This window comes from Sphingobacterium sp. 18053, from assembly GCF_902706145.1.
Taxonomy (GTDB): Bacteria; Bacteroidota; Bacteroidia; order Sphingobacteriales; family Sphingobacteriaceae; genus Sphingobacterium; species Sphingobacterium paramultivorum.
Genome location: NZ_CACSJW010000001.1, coordinates 764541 through 784700 on the forward strand (window position 1 = coordinate 764541; position 20160 = coordinate 784700).

Here is a 20160-nt window from a genome sequence, read left to right on the forward strand (position 1 = left end):
TAGATTTTAATAACCAGGATTCTGTTGCCAGTGGGTGTTTACGTTTAATACAGTTGTTGGTACAGGGAAAATACGACGGAACTTCTCGCTCATGCCGGCAGGATACAGCGATCGGAATCCCCAGTTATCTTCAAATTTTCCGTAACGGATCAGGTCATTTCTACGCCAGGACTCATCAGCAAACTCACGTGCCCGCTCATCCAACACATCCTGCAGACTTGGGGCAGCCGTGAGCACAGGTGCATTGACATAGGCTCGGATCTGATTAACCAAAGATTGTGCGGTCTGACCATTGGTCGCGGTAGCCCCACGGAGTATAGCCTCCGCTTTCATCAACAGGATATCGGCATAGCGAAATACAGGTACATCATTGCTCTGATTGCGCTGATTGGCCGATGTAACGGCTACGTCCATATAAAACTTAATGGATCTGTACCCCATTGAGCGCCCCTTTTGGTCGTTACCCACATTCAGCGTGGCCGCACCATCCGAACGCAAAGTAATTTCTTTAGTGGTCTCCAGTTGCCAATCAAACTGCGCATCTGCATCCGCAGCATTATAATCCTGATCTATGCCGCGTTTGGAAGTTCTGATCAGAAAAGGACGAGTCTTATCTTCTGTATAATTTGACCAATAATATTGCTTACCACCGATGTATGAGGCGTTCCTTTCGTCGCCTGCCAGATTAAATTTCTCCAAATAACTCGGTAATACACGAAAAGTCCCCCCAACACTTTGAGGCAATGTTGCAAACTGATTTTGGGCACTGCGATGTATCCAGAAGCGCGAATAAGTCATACCCTGCTGTTTTTCACGATCATAGGGTATGGCAAATATAAAATCCTTTACCTGATAACCATTATCGGGGCGAAACTTGGCCATAAACTTATGGCTTGTCAGGTTAAACTGTCCTGAGGAAATAATCTGGTCGCACATCGCAACCACATCATTTAATTTTTCATTTTGTGCACTTGGATTGTAATTGGCCACATCCGCAGCCGTATAAACAGCCCAGTTGAGGTACAACTTAGCCAGTAACGCTTCGGCCATATATTTCGTTGCTTTTCCATAGGTTGCTATAGAAACTGTAGTAGGTAACAAATCCTTCACAGCCAGCAATTCGGCCTCAATAAAACGGCAAATTTCAGCACGGCTTGAACGTGCGGGGACAGCATCAACAGGCTCCGTGATCAACGGTGCGGCGCCAAAATTATCCATCAGTATAAAATAATAATAAGCACGGATTGCGCGGGCAGGTGCCGTCAGCTTTTCTTTATCTTCCCCGAATAATGCAATGGCATTATTGGCTAAGGTGATTCCAGTGGAAGCATCGTTCCAGATACTTGGTAAGAGGCCGTTGTCTGCATTCCAATTGTGCAGATGGAATTCGCGGTATCGACCGCCATCAAACCAGTCTGTCCCCATGGAAACACTCACTGCCTCATCCGCCGAGAGTGTTTGGGCCATCCAATGATCGCGCCCCATTGCGCCACGATAAGCGGCATATACATCGGCAAGAATTGCCTCGGCTGCACGTTCCGAATCCGGAAATTCCGTCAGCTGTGATTTTATATCAACATCCAGATCGGTACAAGATCCCAGCGAAAAACTCAATGCTGATAAGGTTAATAAACGAATTATTAGTGTTGGTTTCATATAAATTATTTCTTGTTCTATAGGCCATGTGGCATGCTCCATTTATGTCAACAGGATTGTTTCGATAAGAAGTTTTCCATCCCACAGGTCTGTCTTATAAATTAAAGTTAAGGCCAAACATAAACGTTCGCGTCCGTGGGTAGGTCTGGCGGTTATCAATTCCCGGAGTTAGGCCTCCCAAGCCCACCTCGGGATCAATACCTTTATATTTCGTCAGCACAAATACGTTGTTCATCGTTGCATATACTCTTAGGTTTTTAATCGGTATATTTTTCATCGGTATCGTATAAGCCAACGTAACATAAGCCAAGCGCAGATAGCTTCCATTCTCCAGGTAACGATCGGATAGGTAATGTGCATTGATATCCGTCATGCGTTCGGTTTCCACAACGCTGGCAAGCACGTTTTTCTGCCCAGCATTACCAACAACATTCGAATGGCGCGCCCGGGTAGCGTTCATAATTTTCTGTCCAAAAGCACCTTGGAACATTCCGTTTAAAGAAAAATTCTTATACGAAAAGCTATTGTTCCAACCCAGTGTCAACTTGGGCTGTGGACTTCCCGTCACAGCCTGATCTTTCTTCTGTGGCGTTGTGGTTGTTTCGCCTGTACGTTCGCCTGTTTTCTCATCTCGGGTATAGAATACCGACACACCTTCATCGTTATAGCCTGCCCATTCCCAGGTATAGAACTGACCTATAGGTGCTCCCGGTGTCAGCCTCTGCTGAAAAACATTGGTCTGCCCTGCCCCACCCAGATCCGACAATTCGATATAGTCCTGCGTAAACTGCTCGTTGGCAATGCTCACCACCTTATTGGTGTTGTGTGATAGCACCAATCCGGTATTCCATTTGAAATCCTCTTTATCAATGGCCTTTGCATTCAGACTCAGTTCAATCCCATTGTTCTCTATTTCACCAACATTGGCAGTCAGCGTTGGATAAATATATTTCGATTTGCTTACCTGATAATCATAAATCAGGTCACTCGTTTTCTTTTTATAGACCTCCAAAGACCCTGTCAGGCGATTTTTTAGAAATCCGAAATCCAGGCCTAGGTTAATCATACTGGTTGTTTCCCATTTGAGGTTCGGATTGCTATTGCGCAGCACCATCAAAGTACGTAATGGGCTTACCTGGCCATCGGCACTTACATAATCGAAAAACTTGGATGAGGCACCACGTACAGACTGCGCGGTAAATGCGTCAAAGCCCAATGAGTTGCCACTCACCCCGAAACCAGCACGCAGCTTTAAGTCATCAAAAATTCCGGTTTCACGGATGAATGATTCCTCCGAAAGGCGCCACGCTGCAGACACCGAAGGAAATGTCGCCCAACGATTGTTGGTTCCGAAAGCCGAGGAACCGTCGCGTCTTACCGTCGCCTGTAGGAGATACTTGCTATTATAGGCATAATTCACACGGCCATAAACAGATATCATACGCAAGGTGGAAAGATAATAGTTCCCAAAGCCCAACAAATCAACTACATTGGCCATACCCGGGTTATAATAACTCAAATCGTCACTGTAATAATCGGAAGTCGTCAATTGAAAGCCATCGTTATTGTTGTTCTCTTCCCATGAATAACCTGCCAGTGCAGCTACCTTATGTTTTCCGGCGAATGTCTTTTCATAACTCAGGTTCATTTCCATCACTTTCCGTTCATCTTCTACAGCTGCACGGATAGATTTGCCATTCTGACCACGTGCTGCCATCGAAAACATGGAATAGTACTGTGCATTGTTAAACTGCCTATTTTGCAGCGAAAGGTCAATATTATAGGTCAACCCGGGCAAGATCTCATAGCCCAGTTTTGCATGCGCCTGGAGCACCTTAGTTTTAGAAAAATTTGTATTCTCTTCAATTAAAGAAAGTGGATTGGCATATTGCGAACGGTCGGCTTTTTCAAACCAGGAACCATCGGTATTTCGGACCGGCGATACAGGCAGGTAATAATACATCGCATCATAAACGCTGAGTCCCTGATCCAAAGCAAGCACATCATTCTGCTTGGTGATACTTGCGTTGATATTGAAAGAAGCCGTCAGCCGATCATTCAGCGCCTTGGTCTGCAAAAACGCTCGAGCAATCTGCCGCCCCATATCAGTCCCTTTGATAACGCCATTGTTTTTGATGGTATTGAGACTGATGCTATACTGTGTTTTTTCTGTTCCTCCAAGAATGGATATATTATGGTTGTTCGATATCCCTGTCCGCTCAACAGCTCTTTGCCAATCGGTATCTGCCCCCAAGTCGTCCGTTGGCTCCATCGAAAATCCATTATCATTGACATAAGACCGGTATTGCGCCGCATTCATCATCTCATAATGCTTAGCCACTTTATCGATCGCCAGATAGCCGTTGTAATTGATATTGGTCTGCCCTGATTTTCCACGCTTCGTTGTAACGATAATAACGCCATTGGCCGCTTTTGAACCATAAATTGCGGTCGCTGAGGCATCGCGAAGCACGTCAATAGAGGCAATATCATCGGGCGCTACCAAAGCCAGCGAAGCGCCCGGGACCCCATCGATCACATAGTAGGGTTCCATCGCTTCACCACTACGTAACGTTGAAGCTCCCCGGAGGCTAACGGAAGGCGTCGCATTGGGATTACTGTTATTGCTCGAAATCGTCAGGCCGGCAACTTTCCCCTGCAGCATCTGTGCTGGTGAAGTAAATACACCGACGTTCGCATCTTCTGCTTTGATGGTACTGATGGAACTCGTCAGATCCTTTCTGGATACACGGCCGTAACCAATGACGACCTCATCCAGTTTAACGGCACTCTGCTGAAGCTTCACACTCAACGACAAAGGCTTTCTTGCTTCAACGACATAACCCGATAACGTATCGGACTGAAATCCTACCGCCGAAAACACAAATCGATACCCTGCATGTTCTACTAAATTCTGAAAATGGAATAGCCCCTGGCTATTCGTACTGGTGGTCACACTTGGACCTCCATTATCCTGAATGGCCTTAACGCTGACTCCAGGGAGAAACTCGCCCTTTTCATTTTGTACAGCCCCTTTTACTTGTTGCTGCTGCGCATGTACATGGGTAAGTCCAGCGGAAAGCAACGCAAAAATAAGCAGGTTCTTTTTTTGTGGATTTTTCTTGTTGAGCATATCTGTTAGTTGTTTAGATGTTCAGTAATTGTATTTTCCTGTTTGTATAGCGTATAACTTCCATCCGCATTGGCGACAAAGCGCAATTCATTGATCAAGCAGATTGTTGTCAAGATATCCTTCAATGAATCGTGATGTACATCAATCTCACCTGTATAATGGATGGCGGCAATACCCTTGTCACCCAAATGGATCTGTTTTTTAAATGCTGTTTCTAACGCCTTTAGCACATCAGGCATCGGTGTATTTTTCAGATTTAACAAATCCGGGGCAGCCAGACCTGGCGTGTTCAATGGCTGTTTTTTATTGACGGCTTCAATTCTTGTTGCACCTCGTGAATCAACCGTCAGCTTTTGGCCCGGGTCAGCTAAAAAAATCTGTTTGAAACCGTTTGTAAGGGAGGATACAAGCACCTTACCTGTATGTAATGCCACAGTCACAGCCTGACGCTTCAATTTGGTATTAATGGTAAAGGATGTACCAAGCGCCGTTGTTTTGGTCCCGCTGGCAAACACCGAAAATGGGCGTTTCGGATCCGATGCTACATCAAAGTAGGCTTTACCGCTAAGTTCAATATCACGGGCATTGGCAACAAAATTTTTCACATAGCGAATATGGCTTTGTGCGAACAACCGCACATGGGATCCATCGGGTAGATCCAGCGTTATACTATAGGGATTTTTATTTTCTATTGAAGTCCAGGCTGTATCTTGATGCGCTATAACAGGTTTAGCTGCAGACCGCTGAGCATCTGGCTGTACAACTGAATCTTTTGTCCACCAGGTAACAAAATGGAAGGAAAAGAAAAAGAGAACTGCAGCTGCGGCACTGTATCGCAGTAGCTTTACCAAACGATATCGATGTAATGCCTTTCGATCCTGCGCTTTTTCCTGATTTTGAATGGCAGTCTGTATAAGCGTTTTCATCGTTTCAGTAGGCACAGGCTCCTCCATTGCTGTGCTATCAAATTTATCCCAATCTTCGTCCTTGAAAAGTTCGTTCACGAGGAAGGGCATTTTCCAGATTTTCTTTTTGATCTGATGCTGCTTTTTATCATGCTTCATACTCCTATTACGCAGGCCAGCACGACATCCCTTAGTTCTTAACAATTATTTAATAAAGGTCGCCGATACTTAATATAAAGGACTTATAGCATAATGGAATAGAGATGTTGTTTGAGTTGAAGAAGTGCTTTACTGATATGCTGTTCCACGGTTTTTGTGGAAATTGAAAATTGAGCGGCAATCTCTTTATGGGAAAGACCTTCTTTACGGCTCAGTTCAAAGACCTTCCGACGCATCGTCGGCATATTCTGGATATCTTTTTCCATCATACGCAAAAGGTCTTTATTTTCAATTGCCCGGATCAGACTATCGGTAAAAGGTGTCACTGCTGTCTGCCCTTCATATTTGAAACGTGTAGCCTCCTTGCGCAGCAGATCGATCATGACTTGCCGCGCCATACCGAAAAGCTGCAACAGAATACTGACCTGCTCGTCGAGCTTCTCTCTTTGGTTCCAGAGTTTGATAAAGGTCAGCTGCGTTACCTCCTCTGCAATATAATCCGATTGCGTACGCTTGAGTACAAAACCGTAAATCTGTCGATGGTACTTTTCGTATACGAGATTGAAGCTTTTCTGATTGGAAGATTTGATAGGCTGAATGTGTTCCATTGCGCTGTCAAAAATAAAAGCACAAGGTTTCCTCAGTATTAAGTTAAGATCAATATTAAATTAAACAAATTGAATATATAACCTCTTCAATTAGCAGAATTCATTTCTAATTGTACAAATTTTATTATAAAACAAGCAGAAAACTCCCTATAATTGCAGTCGGGAATATTTCATTTCATAGTGAAATCCCCAACCAGACATGACCATAACAGGTAAAACGTTACGCTATCAGCAACATGTCTTATCAATAATTATATGAAATAACGATACGATGAAAAGGAATATCTTTTTTATTTTAATATGCTTTGTATTAATGGCTAACCTGGCCATCTGCCAAGAAAAAGACGTCGATTTTAGCAAAGCCTATATTGCCCAAAACGACGGTAAGACAACTGTTGAAATTAATGAGGCACAGGAACTCATCTATATTATCTTTGCGATAACTGACTTTGGTAAGGAAAATCCAAACATGACCAAGCAGAATACGGCGTATTTTGAAGAGGTCAAAGCGCATTTCACCCCATTTTCCAATCTGCCTATCGTAAAGAAATTTGACCAGCAGCTGCGAGAGAATCTAACCAACTATTTCCTCTTAGCGGCCAATGTATATGGCTTTAAGTTCAAAAACGACCAATTAGTACCTACAAACATCTATATTTTTCCAGCAAGAGGAGTTGGAAATTATCAGGTGAAATCTAATCCTATACCCGCTTACAAAAACGACCTGGAAGAATTCGCCAGACAGAGCGGATACCGGGCATTCTACAAAGAGCATCAAGGCTATTACGACAGCCTTCGTACAGCATATCAGGAGTATGCTTCCATTGCCGAGCAAAAAGAATGGTTAGAAAAGAAATTCGATTATACAATCAATAGCTATCGTGTATTGACTTCCCCCCTGATTGCCGGGATGAATGCGACCCACACCTTCAAGTACAAAGGTTTCAAAGAAATTTTGCTTTTTTTACCCACCCTCCGCGAAGACGAATCCTGGAGCCCCAAATTCAAAAAAGCACTCAATACACGCATTATTTTTACGGAGATAGACCACAACTACGTAGGTCCATTGAGCGAAAAAAACAAAAAACAGATTGATACAATATTCAATAATAGGGACTTATGGGTCGATACAGAAAACAAAAGTACAGTTCATTATCCAAGTCCGGTAAAAGTATTTGATGAGTATTTAACCTGGGGACTTTTCATCTTATATTGTTACGATAAGTTTGGAGATGATCATGATCTTTTTGGCCAAATTGTTGAAAACGTCAACGATATGATGGTCAATAAAAAAGGATTTCCCAAAGCAGATGAATTTAACGCCGAATTGTTCCGCCTGTATAAAGACAATAACCCGAAAGATATTCAGAGCTTATACAAGCCACTGCTGGACTGGTGTGAGAAAGAAAATTAGTGCCATCCCGATAATATTTAGTAAATTAAAGCTGAGAAGGAAATAAGCCGCTAGAAATGTGAATGTATACGACCAGAAGGAATTAGCATAGCACAAGGGGATGATCGTCGAAATATATTTAAACACAATACGTACGGAGAAAGAATTATGAACATTAGATTTATCGGTTCTGGCAGTTATATTCCACCCCATAAAATAACCAACGCAGACTTCGCCGACCATCTTTTTTTGGATGAAAATAGGCTGCCGTTCAAGGAGCCTGCTTCTGTCATTGAAAAATTTAAGGCAATCACTGGCATTGAGGAACGTCGCTACGCCGATCCTGACCAAGTGGCTTCAGACCTTGCTTTCCTAGCTGGTCAACTTGCCATTGAAGACGCAGGTATAGCTGCGGAAACATTGGACTATATTATTGTCGCACATAATTATGGCGATGTGCAAGCTGGCAAAATCCAATCGGATACTGTACCAAGTTTAGCAAGCAGGGTGAAGAAAAAACTCGGGATCAGCAATCCAAAATGTGTGGCTTATGATCTACTATTTGGTTGTCCGGGTTGGAACGAAGGCGTGTTGCACGCCAACGCTTTCATAAAATCAGGTATGGCAAAGCGCTGTATGGTCATTGGCGCAGAAACGCTTTCCCGTGTTATAGATCCTTTTGACAGAGATTCGATGATCTATGCGGATGGCGCTGGCGCTGTAATCATCGAAGCCACCACGTCAGAGCAAGGGCTCCTATCGCATGAAAGCGCAACTTATGCGCTTGAGGAAGCGAACTATATCAATTTCGGAAGCTCTTATCAACAAGAGCAGGACCCTGATATAAGGTATATTAAAATGAAAGGACGCAAAATCTATGAGTTTGCACTCAGCAAAGTTCCTTTAGCCATGCAGGCTTGCCTTCAAAAAGCGGATATCGATATCACGGCAATCAAAAAAATACTGATCCACCAGGCCAACGAGAAAATGGACGAAGCCATTCTGATGAGATTCTATGCACTATACGGTACAGTACCCCCGCCCGATATTATGCCAATGACCATACATACATTAGGAAATAGCAGCGTGGCAACCATTCCTACCCTCTATGATCTCATTGCTCGTGGTCAGATAGACAATCAATCCCTACACGAAGGCGATATCATCCTATTTGCGTCTGTTGGCGCTGGCATGAATATCAATGCTTTTACCTATCGGGTCTAACGTAATTTTGCGACTATATCGTGCAGCTATTAAGCTAATACAGAGCCTAGATGGGATTTATTTTATAAAAAATAACAAAACACTGTATATATCAATATTTTATACTTAAATTTGTATTATAATCGGCTCCGCCTTTGCTTATCTGAAATCGTCAAGTTATACTTACAACTCAGTTTTCGCATTTTCAGAAGCTTTTTTGTTAGCAAAACGGAGGTAAAGACCTTTTTGGACTTGAGTCAATTCAAGATCATCAAAATCAGATCCTATTTCTTGCAAAAAATCGATTAGCTATTGTTGATATTCATTTGTCACAATAATGTAGTACAGATTACTTTAATATAATTTATAAAACAATGCAAGAAGGAACTATTAAATTCTTCAACCAAACAAAAGGTTTTGGTTTTATCACGCCTGCTGGTGGTGGAGACGACATTTTCGTACACGTATCTGGTTTAATCAACGAAGTACGCGAAAATGACAGTGTAACATTTGATGTAGAAAACGGTAAAAAAGGCGTTAATGCAGTTAACGTACGTATCGCATAATTAAGTAAACACACAAGAGGATAATTTATTTATCTTCTTGCGAAGTGTAACGGGCAGCCGTTACACTTTTTTTTTATCCATTCCATACTGAAGTAACGCCAAAAACCAGACGATCTATCGGTCCGGCATATGGAAGACTTTTACAATCCAGCCAACATCACTTCTTCCTGTCGCAGAAAATATGGACTGCTATCTTTGAATCTCCCACGCTTCCTGGAATACTTTCTGATGATATCAGCAACAATATCATCGGTGAGTTCATGTCCCTCTAACGTCGGAAAACCCTCCCAGCGTACAATGCCATCCGGATCTACTAAAATACAGTGTGGGATTCCCTGTACTTCGAGCTGTTTCTTCAACTTCGCTTTCGTATCGATCGCTGAGAAATAATCTATTTTAATCTCCTTCGCCTTTTTAATGACCTCTGCTTTTTCATCCGAAAGGCCTATGATCACGAGTTTATCACCATACTTCTTATGCCATTCATTGAGTTCGGGAATTACTTTCCGGCAGGGTCCACACCAAGTAGCCCAAAAATCAATAAGGATAAACTTACCCTTTGTATCAGGCACATCTGTGAGCCACTGCTCAACCTCAAGTTTTGGCGCCTTTTGATTCAAAATTGATTTTGCCCACAATTTCTTATTGTTGTTGCTTTCCTGCGTATGACCGATTACATAGATCAGGCAAAGCGCAAATAATAAGAAAGCTTTTAGGATAACTTTTACATTCATAAAACAGCTTGTTTAGTTCCCCTAATTTATGGATTTTTTTCCACAATCATTTCATCCTTTCATCCCACACATCGACTTTTCAAAGACACCTTAGCGGCCTTTATAAGGCAAAACAAAACCTATACTTTTAATTGACATAAAACACACAATACACTGTATATAAACACTTAGTATATTTATTAAAAACACAAAACCTCCAACTTACTTGTTGTACGGCTCATGATTTTCCGAATGGAGCCATACCGACATCCTTATAAAATAACAGCACACCATCGACATTCTTACCACGAAAACAATACCCTAATCCCTCCTAACAAAAGCTAAATTGGGGCGCTCAGCATACAAAAACAACAAAGTGGGCCTCACCTTTATCCTATTCGTCAAGATAATGCACAAGTTGACCGCATTCTCCTGTAGAAAAGTGTAGGATACCCCTATTTACAGATTCCGCTTTTTAGAATTACAATAACTTTGTAGGGCCTATTGAGCACCTAAGTATGCAGCTGACAAACTGACACATCATCAAAAACAACAAAACATAAATCTATATTAATAAGATATTTATATAATCTAATATAAACAGATAATTAAATATCATAATCTTTATAACACATCAACTTCACCCATCGGATACCATCCATCTGTAGTTCGCCCTGCGATGGCAATATGAACTTTTGCCTGGCCCCTCATTTTTCCACTTCTGCATAACCCAGCAGACTGCTAGACTTTTTGGAGCCTTTCTCCAGGCATCCTGCATACCGAAACCAACAATCCCCTGTGGATAATAGTCATACATATGGGACCAGTTATCGTCAAAACTGCCCAAATCACCCAAACAATCAATACACCAGCCCACAGGTCTTTTTGAAAGGGTATATTGTTGGGTTTTACGATCGGTCAGTAAGGTGATTAACGGGGTTTCCATAAAGTTGTCGGTGTATGCATCGACCAGGCTTTCGCGCGTAGCCTTGGATAGCTTATCTTCTTGTTCTCTGATTATGCTATTTTTAGTATTTCTATTTTTGATAAGTTAAGATGAATGCCCTTTATAATCAGATGGCGAAAAACCCGTGATGTTTTTAAAGAATGTAGAAAATGCCGATAAAGATTCAAACCCCAAATGAAATGCAATCTGCTTTATACTTTTATCTGAAAATTTTAAGAGCCCCTTGGCCTCTTGTATTATTCGCTGATAAATTACGTTGGAAGCAGTAATATGGAGGTGTTTTCTGCACAGAATATTCAGATAATTACTCGTTACATGTAATCTCTCCGCATACCAAGTCACTCGTTTATGGGCAGCGAAATTTACATTGACAAGATCCCAAAAAGAGTCAATAATTACATTTGAAGTTCCAAGAAGATTTTCCTTTAAATAATCTCCAGCTTCCTTTTTTATCAAAGAAACTAGAATATCGATTCTTAAGCGCACTATTTCGTTCCACTTTCCATCCGATTCTTGCGCCAGGAGATCGCGTTGGATATTTTTCATTTCATTGAATATCACCTCAAATAAAGCTGTACTGAGTTTAAAAACGGGGTGCAAATTGTGACGAATGAAATAAATCTCACTAAGACTGGAGAAAGTTTCGAATACTTTCTTTCCCACGACAATTTTCTGCGCATTCGTTTCCGGACCGGTAATCCAGTGGTGATGCTGCCCTGGAAATAAAAAATGAAGCTGGTTCCCCTTGATCGGATATTCCGCAGCGTCAATGTAATGCGTACCACTTCCCTCAGAAAATAACACCATCAAAAAGTAAGTGCATTTTGTTGTCTTATTATATTCCTCGGTACCAATTATTTCTTTGTAAAACACCCCCTCTTCCGTGAGCGTAATTGGCAGTTTTTCTGTTTTCATTAAAGGTAAAATTAAAGTAAGTCTAAGTGTTTGCAATCAGCTAAAACACCACTATTATGTAGTCTCACTAGACTATTTTAGGTAGTCTCACTAGGATTATTTCTGCAATTTAAATACCAATTATATTGCTCCTAGCGTACAGGTATCTCCTCTTTCTCCCGAAAAGCACCTAAAAATTCGCTATTATATCACTATTTTCTCATTCCACATTATAGTCACAACCAGTCATCTCAATAAACTGATCCTAACTAACTGAGTCAATATTTTGCACAGACTGTAAAATTGAAGGGATAAAAATAGGGGTAAATTCCAATTTTTCAAACGCGGAAATATTAGCAACAAAATCGTAATACCATTGATCAGTATTGAATTGATGGTTGGTTAAAGATAAAAGTTTCGATTTACAGTATAGAAACGACCTTTTTCAATACAAAAACTGTAACCAACTCATTTACTGAACAAAACAAAGGTTCACCATCCGATATTTTTTAGATCGTAAGACAAGACATTGGCTGCATAAAATAAATACTGAACCTAAGATGAAAGGCAAGATGTTCAATTTTAGGCGTTATTCAGTTATAATTTTATAAAGTGATTTAATAATTATATAAAACGTTTTTTACATCAAATCTGTATCAGGCTCTTAGGGTCATCCTATCATAGCCATAATTTCTTTCTATTCGGCATTTAGCGATAGAAAAGCAACATCGAAACCGATATTGCCATCATAAGTATTGACCTGGGATATTGTCCGCTTATTATAGTGGAGATTACATACAAAAGGCCAAGAAATTATCTTGGCCCGATGCAACATATTATTTGGGGTGTTTTCGTAGCCCTATATAGCAAAAATACTGCCGAAATTACAAAATCACGCCCATTAGCTTATTTTTTCTAAAGAGTTTATGCTGCAGAAAAATAAAAAACGGCTAAAATCACTTATTCCGCGGCAACTGGGCAAGTACAGCTTTCATTTCAGGAGAATTTATAGCTCCCTGGAATAACAGATTGTCCTTTATCCTAAAATCCAAGTTAGGTATTCCCTTCCAGCCTGTAGCCACAGGATCCACAAATAGAGGCGGATAAGGAAATACTTATTCGGTATGGTTTACAACAGCAAACCGAAGTGTTCCTTGAGCGCTGTACGTGCAGCATGATATCCGCACATGCCATGCACCCCACCACCCGGAGGAGTCGATGATGAACAGAGATAAATCGTGTCGACCGAGGTTCGGTACGGATTTAGGGCCAAAATGGGCCTACTGTACAGCTGCGAAATATCCATAATACCGCCATTGATATCACCACCGATGTAATTTGGGTTGTACTCTTCGAGCTCCATGGGAGAAAAGGTATGCTTGGCCAAAATGGTTTCTTTAAAACCCGGCGCAAAGCGCTCAATCTGATTTTCGATCGCTTCGGTATAATCGACCTTACTCCCATTAGGGACATGGCAGTACGCCCATCCTGTATGCTTGCCTTCGGGAGCACGACTGGGATCGAACGCACTCTGTTGCGCAAACAGCACAAAAGGCTTATCCACTTGCTTTCCGAGATGGCTCAACCGCTCGCTTTCGGCAATTTCGGCGTAGGTATTTCCCAAATGTACTGTAGCGGCCTGCTGACAGCGCAGATCTTTAAAAGGCGTCTTTTCTGATAATGCCCAATCGACTTTAAATACCCCCATTCCCTGCCTAAAGCCTTCGAGGCGTCTGCGGTAGCCGCTAGCAAGACCTATACCTTTGAGCTGCAACAACTGCCGGGGTGTGATATCACAGAGTAGGACTTTATGGGATGGTAGATCGCGAACATCCTCTACCCAAAAGCCCGTTTGGATCTCACCGCCCAACGATTGATAATAGCCTAACAGCGCATTGGCAATGGATTGCGAGCCGCCAATCGGTATCTGCCAGCCATATTTGTTGCCTACCGCCGCTAGCACAATGGCAATTGCAGAAGTTGTCCAGTTGTTTAGGGGCTGAATTCCATGGGCTGCCATCCCGGCCCATAAAGCCTGTGACTGCACGGAAGTAAAGCGCTTTGCTGTCCAGCTTGCCGGCTGAAGTGCATCCAGCCCAAACGAGGCTAAAGACAAAGGATGCTTCGGAAAGGATAATGGCCCCATAATATCGGCCGCAAGGCCCTCCCAATGTGTCACGACCTTTTCAACCAGCTTACGATAACTTTCGCCATCCACCCCCAACCCCTCTACCGTTTCGGCGAGACTATGGTAAAGAATTCCCGTTTCCCCTTCGTCCAATGGGTGTGCCGCCGCATACTCAGGCTTAACAAAAGATAGCCCAAATGCTTCCAAAGGTAAACTCCTGAAAAATGGCGATGCCATAGCCATGGGATGAATCGCCGAACAGACATCATGTTTGAAGCCCGGAATTGTAAGTTCCTTGGTTCGCATTCCCCCACCGATTGTATCGGCACCTTCAATCAGCAGCGTGCTCAGTCCCTGCTGCTGAAAGGTAATCGCTGCAGCCAGTCCATTTGGTCCCGAACCAATAATAATTGCATCAAATTTTCGCATAAGCTAGTTTTTAATCACTCCTAGTCGCAGCCTGTATTGGGTTGTTCCTTTTTTGAACGCTTTGACGAAGTAGAATCGGACAACGATTTGCTATTATCCTTTTTCTTACCTGCAGATCCGCAGGAGACTGTAAATGTCGTTAAAACAAACGCTAAAAGTCCAAGATTGATTATTTTTTTCATATGTTATCCATTTAATTTGCGATAATGTTTACACCATGTATCCTTATGGCTTTTTCAGCTACTGATTCCCTTACTACAACTTATGCCCTTGGATACAAACTTTTACCTGCATTGAAAGTATTTATTTTCCGGGCCGCCCCCATCTTTAGAACTCATATACAATCCTATCAAACAACTTTATAAGAGATATCATTTATATAATATGTTCATCCAAAAAATAGGCGCGATACCGTTGCTTTAGCTCCTTTCGCTGTATACTATCAAGCTTGATTTTCGGATCGGTCTGTGAAACGACCGTAGAAACAACCTTATGCACGCCTTTACCTTTTTCAATAAATAATACCGTCGGCGAAGAAATCCGTTTAATGGAATCAATCCCCACAGCTGTATAAGGATTTAGGACATCGTGAAATTTGGCCAATATAGCTTCATACCCCGGGCTCCCGGCCTTGGTCGTGATCACTTTGCCGTCCTTATCTTTCTCCTTAAGATCCCGGATATCGTGAATATTGAGGTAATAAATAGCCGCCTTTTCTTCCTGGGCAAATTCCAGCAGCGGCGTTATGGCATTCCGAAACCAGGGACAGCTGGGCCATCCAAAAAGGACAATACCGTTTTCAAGCTCCAGCACATCCTGTTCGGTCGCATAGACGATCCGCGGATTGTCGGGAATTTGTACCGGCACTTTGTTCGTTTTATTCAGGCTTTCAAGTTCCTGTTTAAAGCGAACTCCTTCTTGCTTTTTAAACGAAACCTGACTATTTTTTACGGCTTCCTTCGTATCCTGCCTGGATTGGCAGTTAGTCACATTGAGCAACACCGCTACCGCTAATAACATGCTAGCCAATAATTTTAAATCTTTCATATCATTTATGCATTTAAGTGTAATCCTCTTGTTAATTGACCGATTGCTTGTAGCTTTTAATATGTTCACCGATATCCCAGACCTGCGCTTTTGGCACCCATTCACTGATGAGGCTGCTTGCAATGGCCGAGCGATAACCCGAAGCGCAGTGCACCACGATAGGTTTATCCACTGGTAGCTCGGCAATATGCGCCTTCAATTCGGCCAGCGGAATATTATGTGCCCCTTTGAATACAGGCTCAGTCTTAGCTTCCTCGACCGTACGTACATCCACTATAAAATATTGATCTTGCGCCCTATCAAAAGCGGTCTGGTCAAAAGCTGTCGAAGGCTGCCCCGCGAAATCCCCATACAACACGATACCTTTAACAAACTGCTCATAGCCAATTTTGGCCAGCTTTTCGAGCTGCACCTGCCCCTGTTCTTTAGTGTCTACGGCGAGATAAAAACCGTCTTTCGGTTCAATAAAAGTTCCTACCCAAGATTCTGACTTGCTACGTTCGGGAATATTAATGGCCTCCGGAAAATGTGACGTCCTAAATTCTGAAGCGGGGCGGGTATCGAGGACAGTGCTCAGTGTATGGGGCAGCGCTGCTGCCGAAACCACTGAAATACCCGACAAAGAAGCCAATAATGGCTTTGCTCCCCGACGATTCAATTCTACATTATAAGGGAAGTAGATCGGTACAGGCGGACGATCTGCTAGAATCTGCTTGACAAACTCTTCTTCCGATTTTTGCTGAAAGGCCAAGTTGTGGGTTCTTTCCGCGCCAATGGTACTTTGCTTAGCACCCTTTATTGCATTTCCGCAAAGTGATCCAGCGCCATGTGCCGGATACAAAAGCACCTGATTGCCTAACGTTGCATAGATATCATGAACGGTATGGTAGAGCTGCCGCGCCAGTTTTTCGCGCTGCGTAGCCTGTTCTCCCGAGTACTCGCGCAGATCGGGCCTTCCAACTCCACCAATCAATACCGCATCCCCCGAAAAGATCGCCACATCGCGACCATTTTCTTTTAACAAAACAGATATGCTATCTGGTGAATGTCCGGCTGTATTGATGGCATGCAACACAATTTGGTCCGAAATCTTTAAGGTATCGCCATCGTCAAAAGTATGGTGGGGATAGGTCGCACGGACAAGCTTGCTGACATAAACCGGAACTTTCAGATCCTGATGGATCTCCAGATGGGAACTCACAAAATCAGCATGCGGATGTGTTTCCACAACCGCGATAATTTTCGCTCCCTGCTCCTTTGCATAAGCGTAATAGGGCCTTGGATCACGGGCCGGGTCTATAAGCACAATTTTCTTGTCGGCCAAGATCGCATAGGAAAACTGTGCCAGGCCTTCATCTTCAAACTGCCTGATGCTGTAGCCATTCGCAAAATTATTGGTATTTCCAAAACAGGATACCCCCTGACCTGCCGAAGCAAGGGTAAAAAGGACAGCTGAACGGTGGATAAATGATCTTCTATTCATAACATTCTTTCTTTAAGACAATTAGTAGGCAAAGAGTGTATTTTTCATATACCATTCTTTACCGGTGAGATAGGATTCTTTGACGCGATTGAGGGTAATTTCGAGGTTATTGCCACTGGCATCCAGCCCTTTGAGTTTGATCTGTTCTGCTGTTGGTCGTTCGTAAGCCCATTTCAGCACATGCAGGCTGTCGCCCTGCGCTTTTCCATACAGGGCTTTCAGTCCCACATCTAGTTTTTTATCTAGTTTTTTACGTTGTTCCTTGCTGAATTTCTGATTTTTATCGATCAGATACAGTGCATGTTCTGTCGAGTCTATTTCATAGTAGAGGTAGTTCTTCCCTCCGGCCCGGCCTGTAAACTCGTAAGTTTTGAGCACATCATTTAAAGCTGGGGTACCATTGCCAAGATCGATCGAATTGGCTTTATTGACCTTGTAGACCAAGGTTGAGTATCGTTCGAAAAAGGCCTCATGCCAGCGTACCGAATCGGCAGGTGAATAAGCCTGAGACTTTCCATTCAGCAGAAAACTCGAAACTTCATAATGTCCTGCAGCTTTTGCCAGTCCAGGAAGCACAGGCTCCTTTAGACGCCCTTCATCGTAGAATCGCTCATAGCGATAAAAGCCGTAAACGAAAATAAACAGGACCACAATGGTCGCCTTTAGGCCAAAATAAAATGGCTTATTCCACTTCCCGACAAACTTGGGCACATAGTAATAGGTGCTTACTGGTTCGCGCAGGATAAAAAGCTTCCAGATCGCAGGCAGATACTGCAGCAATAGAAAAAGGGAAAGCAATACAAAATATGAACTGTATACATGAACTGCTCCATCGTAGGCAATATTGGCGTGGGCAATGTTAAAGAGGACTCCAGCATTGATAATGGCTCCTATTACGACCGTGGGCCGAAAGAAGAGCAGGCTTCCCGCCGCTATCTCCAAAAAGCCTAAAAAGATCTCATATTTATAGGATACACCGACGATTTGCCAATACAACTTAAAGGGGGCATATTCACCGATATCGGTATTCAGATTGGCAAGGGATGGAAATGGCATCTGCATGGGAAAGAACTTGATAAATCCGAAGGCAATAAGTCCCAGTGCAATGCGGTAGCGTACCAATACCCGCAACCAATAGTACAGCGCATCATAGCGTTGCACCTTACTATTTCGGGCCAATATCGTCCAGATGGAAGCACCCAGCACAGCAATCAGGCCATTGAGCCACCAAGACGTATACGATGCGAAACCCCATTTGCCACTTTCGCTGTCTATTTCTATCCAACCCGTACGCGCCCCACCGGCGATCGTTGCCATCCAATCATATAATGATTCGGGTTTAAATACTTTTTCGTACCATTCCCAATCCAGGGGTACCACCATCAGGATAAAGAAAATAAAGGTGAATCTAAATCCTACTTTCTCCCAGTACTTCCAGCCTTGCTCCTGCTGGCTGGTAGGAATGCTTTCCAAATATTGAATCGTTGCCATAAACTTAGTCTAAATTTGAATCGTTAATAAATACGGATCGGTTTTCTGCGGCCTTCCTGCAACAGATATTTCTTGTTCACTTTCTCCAGCCGCACATGCAATGAGTCGCCCAGCTGGTTGACTCCATCAAGTAAAACTGTCCGTTTGTCGGGTCTTTTGACAATAAAGGCAAAAGTGTGGCCTTTACTCACTTTTCCGGTAAGTTTGATTGTGGTTGTACTCTTATCAGTTCCCTGCTTGCTCGTATAGCCAAAGAATTCACGCCCACCATTGCCCAGGTATTCGTAGTTACGCTCGCGATTGAAGGCGATACGCGGTTTGAGGCTATCGACCTTTACAGAACGGTTTCCACGGATGCTGAGCGTATTCCATTTTTCAAAAACCACATCCTTCCATCGCAATGTATCGGTTAGCGAATATGGAATAGTATCTCCTTTCCAGACGAAGTCTTTTACATCGTATACGCCTGCTGCTCCTTCCAATCCCTTTTCATCGGGAAATGGGTAATCGGAATTCTTCCAGCTCAGGTAAGCCTGCACGCTAAATACGGCAATCAGCAGCAGAAACAAGGCCTGCAGATAAGGGCGAATCCCCGCAACTCTGCGGCCATAGACAGGCCAAAACCCGTCGGGAATAGTTGCTGCCTTTTTAATCAAAAGCTGATAAAAACGGGGCCAGTCGTACGAGAAGATAACGACCGCAAGCAATAGTAAAAACGAACTATAGACCTGTTCACCGATCTCGTATACATAATTAACGATCACGACATTGAGCAATACGGCAATAAGTAATCCCGAACCGATGATTGCTGTACGGCGGTTCAGTAAAAAGAGTCCACCCACAATCTCTAGCGTACCAATTACCGGTAAATATCCCGCGGTTGCAATGCCGTTGGTCAGGTAATAGAGCTTCCAGAGCAGGAAATCACCGTATTCGGTATGCAACTCGCTAATGGTCGGCTCGGGAAGTTGTATAGGGATAATTTTGACAAGACCTATAAAAGTAATGGCCAATGCTAAACGATAACGCAACAGCACGCGGAGCCAGTAAAATACACGATCGTCATCGGCCTGAAAATTCTGCCTGATTTTACGGCCAAAGGCCCAAAATAACAATAGCGCGAGGGCCAGGGCGATTGCCCAGTTGTAGTATCCGCGCACATCGCTACCGACGAAAGGGCTTTCGGCTATAAAAGAAGTGCGGTAAGTCGCCAATCCAAACCAGTTCTCCAATGAAAACAAGTCAGCAAATGAACTACCCGTGAAAAGATTGGGGTCATACGGGATGCTGAGTATCAAAAAGAAGATCAGGCCGATGTATAAAATAGCTGAGCGATAGCGCTTAAAAAAATGAGAGTCTGCAAATGTTGTCATTTCAATCCGATT

At 43.0% G+C, this 20160-nt stretch carries 16 protein-coding genes; 3 read left to right on the top strand and 13 right to left on the bottom strand.

What is annotated here, in order from left to right; genetic code table 11:
- Positions 1–6 precede the first annotated feature (6 nt).
- The 4 genes from GVK91_RS03505 to GVK91_RS03520 form a co-directional block, all read right to left on the bottom strand.
- Positions 7–1656, bottom strand: coding sequence for a RagB/SusD family nutrient uptake outer membrane protein (locus GVK91_RS03505; protein ID WP_159726946.1), 1650 nt, complete (start codon positions 1654–1656; stop codon positions 7–9).
- Positions 1657–1750: 94 nt separating this feature from the next.
- On the bottom strand, positions 1751–4789 hold the full coding sequence (locus GVK91_RS03510; RefSeq protein ID WP_159726948.1) for a SusC/RagA family TonB-linked outer membrane protein: 3039 nt from the start codon (positions 4787–4789) through the stop codon (positions 1751–1753).
- Positions 4790–4794: 5 nt separating this feature from the next.
- Complete coding sequence (locus tag GVK91_RS03515; RefSeq protein ID WP_159726950.1) at positions 4795–5853, bottom strand: FecR family protein; 1059 nt, start codon at positions 5851–5853, stop codon at positions 4795–4797.
- A gap of 83 nt (positions 5854–5936) precedes the next feature.
- Positions 5937–6461 carry an RNA polymerase sigma factor gene (locus tag GVK91_RS03520; protein ID WP_153847568.1) on the bottom strand — a complete coding sequence of 175 codons (525 nt, stop codon included), beginning with the start codon at positions 6459–6461 and terminating at the stop codon, positions 5937–5939.
- 271 nt (positions 6462–6732) lie between these two features.
- On the opposite strand from GVK91_RS03520, the gene GVK91_RS03525 reads away from it, so the two are divergent.
- The 3 genes from GVK91_RS03525 to GVK91_RS03535 all read left to right on the top strand — a co-directional run bounded on the left by GVK91_RS03525 (position 6733) and on the right by GVK91_RS03535 (position 9623).
- Positions 6733–7875, top strand: a complete 1143-nt coding sequence (locus tag GVK91_RS03525) for a DUF4932 domain-containing protein (RefSeq protein ID WP_159726952.1) — start codon at positions 6733–6735, stop codon at positions 7873–7875.
- A 147-nt stretch (positions 7876–8022) separates the two neighbouring features.
- On the top strand, positions 8023–9078 hold the full coding sequence (locus GVK91_RS03530) for a 3-oxoacyl-ACP synthase III family protein (protein WP_159726954.1): 1056 nt from the start codon (positions 8023–8025) through the stop codon (positions 9076–9078).
- A gap of 353 nt (positions 9079–9431) precedes the next feature.
- Positions 9432–9623 carry a cold-shock protein gene (locus GVK91_RS03535; RefSeq protein WP_070566486.1) on the top strand — a complete coding sequence of 64 codons (192 nt, stop codon included), beginning with the start codon at positions 9432–9434 and terminating at the stop codon, positions 9621–9623.
- 140 nt (positions 9624–9763) lie between these two features.
- Here the strand turns inward: GVK91_RS03535 and GVK91_RS03540 are convergent, their stop codons facing one another.
- The 9 genes from GVK91_RS03540 to GVK91_RS03580 form a co-directional block, all read right to left on the bottom strand.
- Positions 9764–10357 (bottom strand): TlpA disulfide reductase family protein, encoded by a 594-nt coding sequence (locus tag GVK91_RS03540; protein ID WP_159726956.1) that lies wholly within the window; start codon positions 10355–10357, stop codon positions 9764–9766.
- Positions 10358–10976: 619 nt separating this feature from the next.
- Positions 10977–11282, bottom strand: a complete 306-nt coding sequence (locus GVK91_RS03545) for a hypothetical protein (RefSeq protein ID WP_159726958.1) — start codon at positions 11280–11282, stop codon at positions 10977–10979.
- Between the two features lie 105 nt (positions 11283–11387).
- Complete coding sequence (locus GVK91_RS03550; protein WP_159726960.1) at positions 11388–12218, bottom strand: AraC family transcriptional regulator; 831 nt, start codon at positions 12216–12218, stop codon at positions 11388–11390.
- Between the two features lie 1108 nt (positions 12219–13326).
- Complete coding sequence (locus tag GVK91_RS03555) at positions 13327–14754, bottom strand: NAD(P)/FAD-dependent oxidoreductase (protein ID WP_159726962.1); 1428 nt, start codon at positions 14752–14754, stop codon at positions 13327–13329.
- A 20-nt stretch (positions 14755–14774) separates the two neighbouring features.
- Positions 14775–14936 carry a hypothetical protein gene (locus GVK91_RS03560; protein WP_153847574.1) on the bottom strand — a complete coding sequence of 54 codons (162 nt, stop codon included), beginning with the start codon at positions 14934–14936 and terminating at the stop codon, positions 14775–14777.
- Between the two features lie 193 nt (positions 14937–15129).
- Positions 15130–15801 (bottom strand): hypothetical protein, encoded by a 672-nt coding sequence (locus tag GVK91_RS03565; RefSeq protein WP_159726964.1) that lies wholly within the window; start codon positions 15799–15801, stop codon positions 15130–15132.
- A gap of 31 nt (positions 15802–15832) precedes the next feature.
- Positions 15833–17284, bottom strand: coding sequence for a rhodanese-like domain-containing protein (locus tag GVK91_RS03570; protein ID WP_159726966.1), 1452 nt, complete (start codon positions 17282–17284; stop codon positions 15833–15835).
- 21 nt (positions 17285–17305) lie between these two features.
- A complete protein-coding gene (locus GVK91_RS03575) occupies positions 17306–18775 on the bottom strand; it encodes a hypothetical protein (protein ID WP_159726968.1) in 1470 nt (489 codons plus the stop codon).
- A gap of 23 nt (positions 18776–18798) precedes the next feature.
- Entirely contained in the window at positions 18799–20148 is a 1350-nt protein-coding gene (locus GVK91_RS03580) for a beta-carotene 15,15'-monooxygenase (protein ID WP_159726970.1), read from the bottom strand.
- Between the last annotated feature and the right edge of the window lie 12 nt (positions 20149–20160).